At 58.5% G+C, this 4,589-nt stretch carries 3 protein-coding genes and 1 pseudogene; 2 read left to right on the top strand and 2 right to left on the bottom strand.

Annotated elements, in window-relative coordinates; translation table 11 throughout:
- Together O3649_RS08900 and O3649_RS08895 are read left to right on the top strand one after the other, a co-directional pair.
- Positions 1–780 (top strand): anchored repeat-type ABC transporter permease subunit (locus O3649_RS08900; RefSeq protein ID WP_371573865.1); only part of this gene is annotated, 780 nt, incomplete at its 5' end.
- Positions 781–1,065: 285 nt separating this feature from the next.
- The gene (locus O3649_RS08895; protein ID WP_049352853.1) at positions 1,066–2,136 is read left to right on the top strand and encodes an alcohol dehydrogenase catalytic domain-containing protein; all 1,071 of its coding nucleotides are present in this window, start codon (positions 1,066–1,068) and stop codon (positions 2,134–2,136) included.
- A 596-nt stretch (positions 2,137–2,732) separates the two neighbouring features.
- Here the strand turns inward: O3649_RS08895 and O3649_RS08890 are convergent.
- Together O3649_RS08890 and O3649_RS08885 are read right to left on the bottom strand one after the other, a co-directional pair.
- On the bottom strand, positions 2,733–4,064 hold the full coding sequence (locus O3649_RS08890; protein WP_049352854.1) for an NADH dehydrogenase: 1,332 nt from the start codon (positions 4,062–4,064) through the stop codon (positions 2,733–2,735).
- Positions 4,065–4,334: 270 nt separating this feature from the next.
- Positions 4,335–4,589, bottom strand: a pseudogene (locus tag O3649_RS08885) (MFS transporter); the annotation flags it as partial.

Raw genomic sequence — 4,589 nt, 5'->3', positions numbered from 1 at the left:
GTACTGCTCGCGTCGGTGGTCACCGGCGTGGTGGGCTGTCACGTGCTGATGCGCGGCATGGTCTTCATTGGCGATGCGGTGGCGCACTCGGTGTTCCCGGGCCTGGCGGTGGCGTTCGTGTTGGGCGGCAACCTGATGGTGGGCGGCCTGACCGCGGGCGTGGTGACGGCTATTCTGGTGGCTATTTTTAGCCAGAATCAGCGGCTGCGCGAGGATTCGGTCATCGGCATTTTCTTTGCCGCGTCCTTTGCGTTGGGTATTGTGATTATTTCTTTGGCGCCGGGCTATTCGGGGTCGGTGCAGGATTTCTTGTTCGGCTCGATTGTGGGTGTCTCGAATGAGGACATTACCAACGCCGCGATTATGGGTGCCGTTATCCTGCTGGTACTGTGGCTGTTCCACCGCCAGATTGTGACGGTCAGCCTGGACCGTGAGAGTGCCCGCGCGATGGGCCTGCCGGTGCTTGCCCTGGACATCGTACTGTACGTTCTGGTGACCATTTCTGTGGTGCTGGGCCTGCAGACGCTCGGTAATGTGCTGGTGTTGGCGCTTCTGGTGATTCCCGCGTCGGCAGCCCGCCTGGCGTGCCGCCGACTGGGCTCGATGATGGTGTTCTCGCCGGTGTTCGGCGGTATCTGCTCGATTGTTGGCCTGTACCTGTCGTGGGCGTTTAACCTGCCGACCGGTGGCACGATTGTGCTGTCGATGGTGGCGGCTTTTGTGCTGGTGTGGGCCGTGACGGCGGTTCGTTCGCGAGCACGTGCGCAGCTGAAGAGCTAAGCCCAGCTCAACCCGGGCTCAACCCAACTTTTCTCGATTAAACGCACGAGGCGCATCCCTGTTTGGGGGGGTGCGCCTCGTGCGTTTTTTACAGGTCTTAAATACCCAAAGTGAATCATGTTCATGTTTAAAGAACCAAAAGATACACTCCGCGTAATAAAAGCGCATAATTCAACACGTCGGGTTTAATGAAAATACAACCTATCAAATATTTCTTATGGGTTGATACATGTAGTGATAAAGCAGTCACTGCACCCTCATTAGAGCTTCAAAGAAGGAGTCATCATGAAGGCATATGTATACCACGGCCCCGACCAGAAGGGCGCCTGGGAGGAAGTCCCGAACCCCACCATTCTTGAGCCCACGGACGTTATCGCCCGTGTCGACACCACCACCATTTGCGGTACTGACCTGCACATCCTGAAGGGCGACTGCCCCGAGGTGGACCACGGACGCATCCTGGGCCACGAGGCTGTCGGTACCATTACCGAGGTTGGCTCCGCGGTGACTGACCTGAAGGTCGGCGACCGCATCATCATCCCCGCCGTGACCAGCTGCGGTAAGTGCTCCTACTGTAAGGCGAACCAGCCTTCGCACTGCCAGACCGTTGGTGGTGTCGGCTGGATTTTCGGTTACATGATTGACGGCACCCAGGCAGAGTACGTGCGTGTTCCCTACGCAGAGACCTCGGTCCACCTGGTTCCGGAGGGTCTGACCGATGAGGACGTCCTCTTCCTCACCGACGCACTGCCCACCGGCTTCGAGATCGGTATTCTGAACGGCAACACCAAGCCCGGCGACACCGTCGCTGTCGTGGGTGCAGGCCCCGTGGGTCTGGGTGCAATCATGACCGCTAACCTCTGCGGTGCCGGCCGCGTCATCACCGTCGACTTCGACGAGAACCGCATGAACAAGGCACTGGAGCTGGGTGCAACCGATAAGGTCAACGCGGGAGACCCGGACTTCATCGAGAAGATTAAGGCTCTCTCCCCCGACGGCCTGGGCGTGGACGTGGCAATTGAGGCTGTGGGCGTTCCGCAGACCTTCGAGACCTGCACCAAGATTGTTCGCCCCTACGGCAACATCGCTAACGCTGGCGTGCACGGCAAGCCCGTTGAGCTGCCCCTGAACACCATGTGGATTTCTAACGTTCGCATCAACATGGGCCTGGTCAACTGCAATACCGTCGGCAACCTGCTGAACATGGTCCGCTCCGGTCGCCTGAACGCTAAGGCAATGGCAACCCACCGCTTCACTTTCGACCAGTTCGAGGAGGCATACGACCTGTTCAGCCACGCTGCCGAGCACAACGTGGTGAAGGTTGTTATCTCCCGTAACCCCGAGGTTGCGGCATAGACAGCGGTAAGCTCATATACCGCTCATACTGAAACCCCAAACTTTCGTTAGGGATTTCAGTGGGATGTATTCATGACACTGCGAACATCCCCACGATTCGCCTCCGGGTGGGAGAGGGTAGGTCCCACCCGGAGCGCGAATCGCCCTCCCCTACCCCGAGATGTAGTTATTTTCTGAAGAGACAAGATTGTCTGAAGATACAGGATTTTCTGAAGATTCAAGAGATACGCCAGCTCGGGGTTTTCTGTTCCCTCAACCCATTCTTTGGGCAACCCGTTCTTTGGCGGGCTCAACCTGTTCTTTTGTGGGTTGAGGGGCGGTTCCTCACGCGTGATGCCTCCTCTGCCGGGCGCTCTGCCGACCCGCTCTTGCGGGTTCTTCTGCCAGGCAACCTCTACTGGTGGAGGGGCGCATCATTTGGCTCTTCTTGGTCGGGCGGTACCTCCGATTCTGCTCCTCCTTGAAGGGAAAGGAAAAGGGTCGCACGCTTACGATTCAATGGCGATTCGTAGGCTGCGACCCTTTTCTCATGCCCGGATTCCGGCACTGCGGGGATTTTCTGTGCTCCGGGGTTTTTCTGTGTTCCGGGCGGCTATTTAGTTTTTAGGCTTCTCAGTACTGGGTTTCTCACCGGCGTTCTTTTCACCGGCGCTCTCATGGTCGACGGCATCTTCTGGGATGCGGGTGAACGCCTCCGTGGGGTCGTCTGCCCCAGCTGCGGCAGAAGAGTCGGTAGCACCTCCGGTGACGGGTTCGGTGGGTGCATCAGCCGGATCCTCGGCAGGCGCGCCAACGGGCACCTCCGCAACGATGGGCTCCTCCGAGGCGGGTGCCTCCGGAGCCTTCTGCGCATCCTCCTGCTGATCCTGAGCCGGAGTCTCTACGGGCTGCCCAGAAACACCCTGCTCAGTAGCTACCGGCTCACCGTGCGCAGAATCCTTCTGTGCATCCTTCTGCTCATCCTTGTGCGCGTCCTTATGTTCGAGCGTGTAGATGATGCGAGGTTCCAGACGCTCAAAACCGATCTTGGAACGCACCCAGTTCACCGCCCGGTCAATGCGGTCCTCACCCTCGGTAGTTTCAACAACCCGGTAGTTACGCGGTAGCATCACGCTATCACTGAGCACACGCGGGTACTCGTCAATCTCCTGAATACCCGCCATGTACATATTTTCGCGGAACTGCTGGGCGAACTCCTGCTGACCCAAGAACAGCTGGTCGGCGTAGGTTTTAGCCGACAGGCGCTCGCTGTAGGCATGCTTCGAATCGCGGGTGCCCTTCTTAGAGCCGTAAATATCCCAGAAGTAGAAGTACACGTTGTTCGCGATAATCGCGTAGATAATGCGGTTCTGCAGGTACACGAGGGCACCGACGGCGACCGCACCAACAATCAGGAGCACCACGGCGAGCGGGGAGAGTGCAAAGTCAGACAGATTGCCGCGGTGGTTCGTGAACAGGCCAATCAGGTAGGCGATGGTGACCACGATGATGGGCACGCCGATGAAAATCACGGCCAGCGGAACCCAAATGTACAGCAGAGCACGTAGAATCAGGCGGTAGTAGCTAATCGAGTCGCCAATGGGGATGGGCGTGGGCTTCACGGAGGAGTGCGCACGCTTCATGAGCAGGCTGAACACGCGGTTGCTGTCGATGCCGACTTTACGCAGCTTCGATTCGAGGGAGGCACGTTTGAGGAAGACCCGGTAGTTTTCGAGGACGACGCGCTGGTCGGAGGTGAGGCTCTCCGGGTCAGGTAGCGCGCTGATATCCATGCCAGCTTCGGTCAGTAGCTTGCTCCACAGCTCTAGGCGTGCCAGTTCGGAGGGTTTTGCCGCCGCCTGCGCCTGGTAGTTCTTGTAGGAAATGAAGATGGTGCTGGCACCAATCAGCAGTGTAATGAAGGGTGCTATCCAGTCTTTGAGTCCCATGGTGGCGTTCCTCCTTGAGTTGTGTGGAGCCGCTGGTTCCTCGGTCTTGTCAGCGCGTCTTTTCAGGACGTCTTTTTGGGGCGTCCTTTGCGGGCGCGAGCCCGCTGTTTTTACCGTACCACCGGCACCTGTGCTGAACCTTTAAATGCGCAGGTGGAAGGGTTTCAAAAAAGCCCCGCCTCCCGATGTTGCGGTAGCGTCAGGAGGCGGGGCTTATGTGTTCCGAATTAGTGCGCTCGCTGGGTTAGCGCGCAGAGTTAGTGCGCGGAATTAGTGGTCAGCGGGCTTCATTTCGCGCGGTGCCTTGCGGATCATGAAGTAGCTAATGACGGCCATAACACCCATGAGCACGGCGCTGAATGCGGAGCTCAGCACCACGCCGGAGTCGAAGGCAGCGAATGCGGAGGAGAGCAGCTGGTTCGCCTGCTCGCCACCCACCTGGCTTGCGACCGTCACGGCACCGCCGAGGGTTTCGTGGGCGTGGTCGGCGAGAGTCTCATCCAGGCCGTCGGGTACAACCACATT

The organism is Rothia sp. 27098_8_29, assembly GCF_041432785.1.
GTDB classification, from domain to species: Bacteria; Actinomycetota; Actinomycetes; order Actinomycetales; family Micrococcaceae; genus Rothia; species Rothia mucilaginosa.
The sequence above is the reverse complement of the archived record's forward strand: the minus strand, read 5'-3'. Positions and strand labels throughout refer to the sequence as shown.

Bases quoted from the DNA above. Each gene is read 5' to 3' on its own strand.
- O3649_RS08895 (WP_049352853.1), top strand. From the start codon at position 1,066: ATGAAGGCATATGTATACCACGGCCCCGACCAGAAGGGCGCCTGGGAG.
- O3649_RS08890 (WP_049352854.1), bottom strand. From the start codon at position 4,064: ATGGGACTCAAAGACTGGATAGCACCCTTCATTACACTGCTGATTGGT.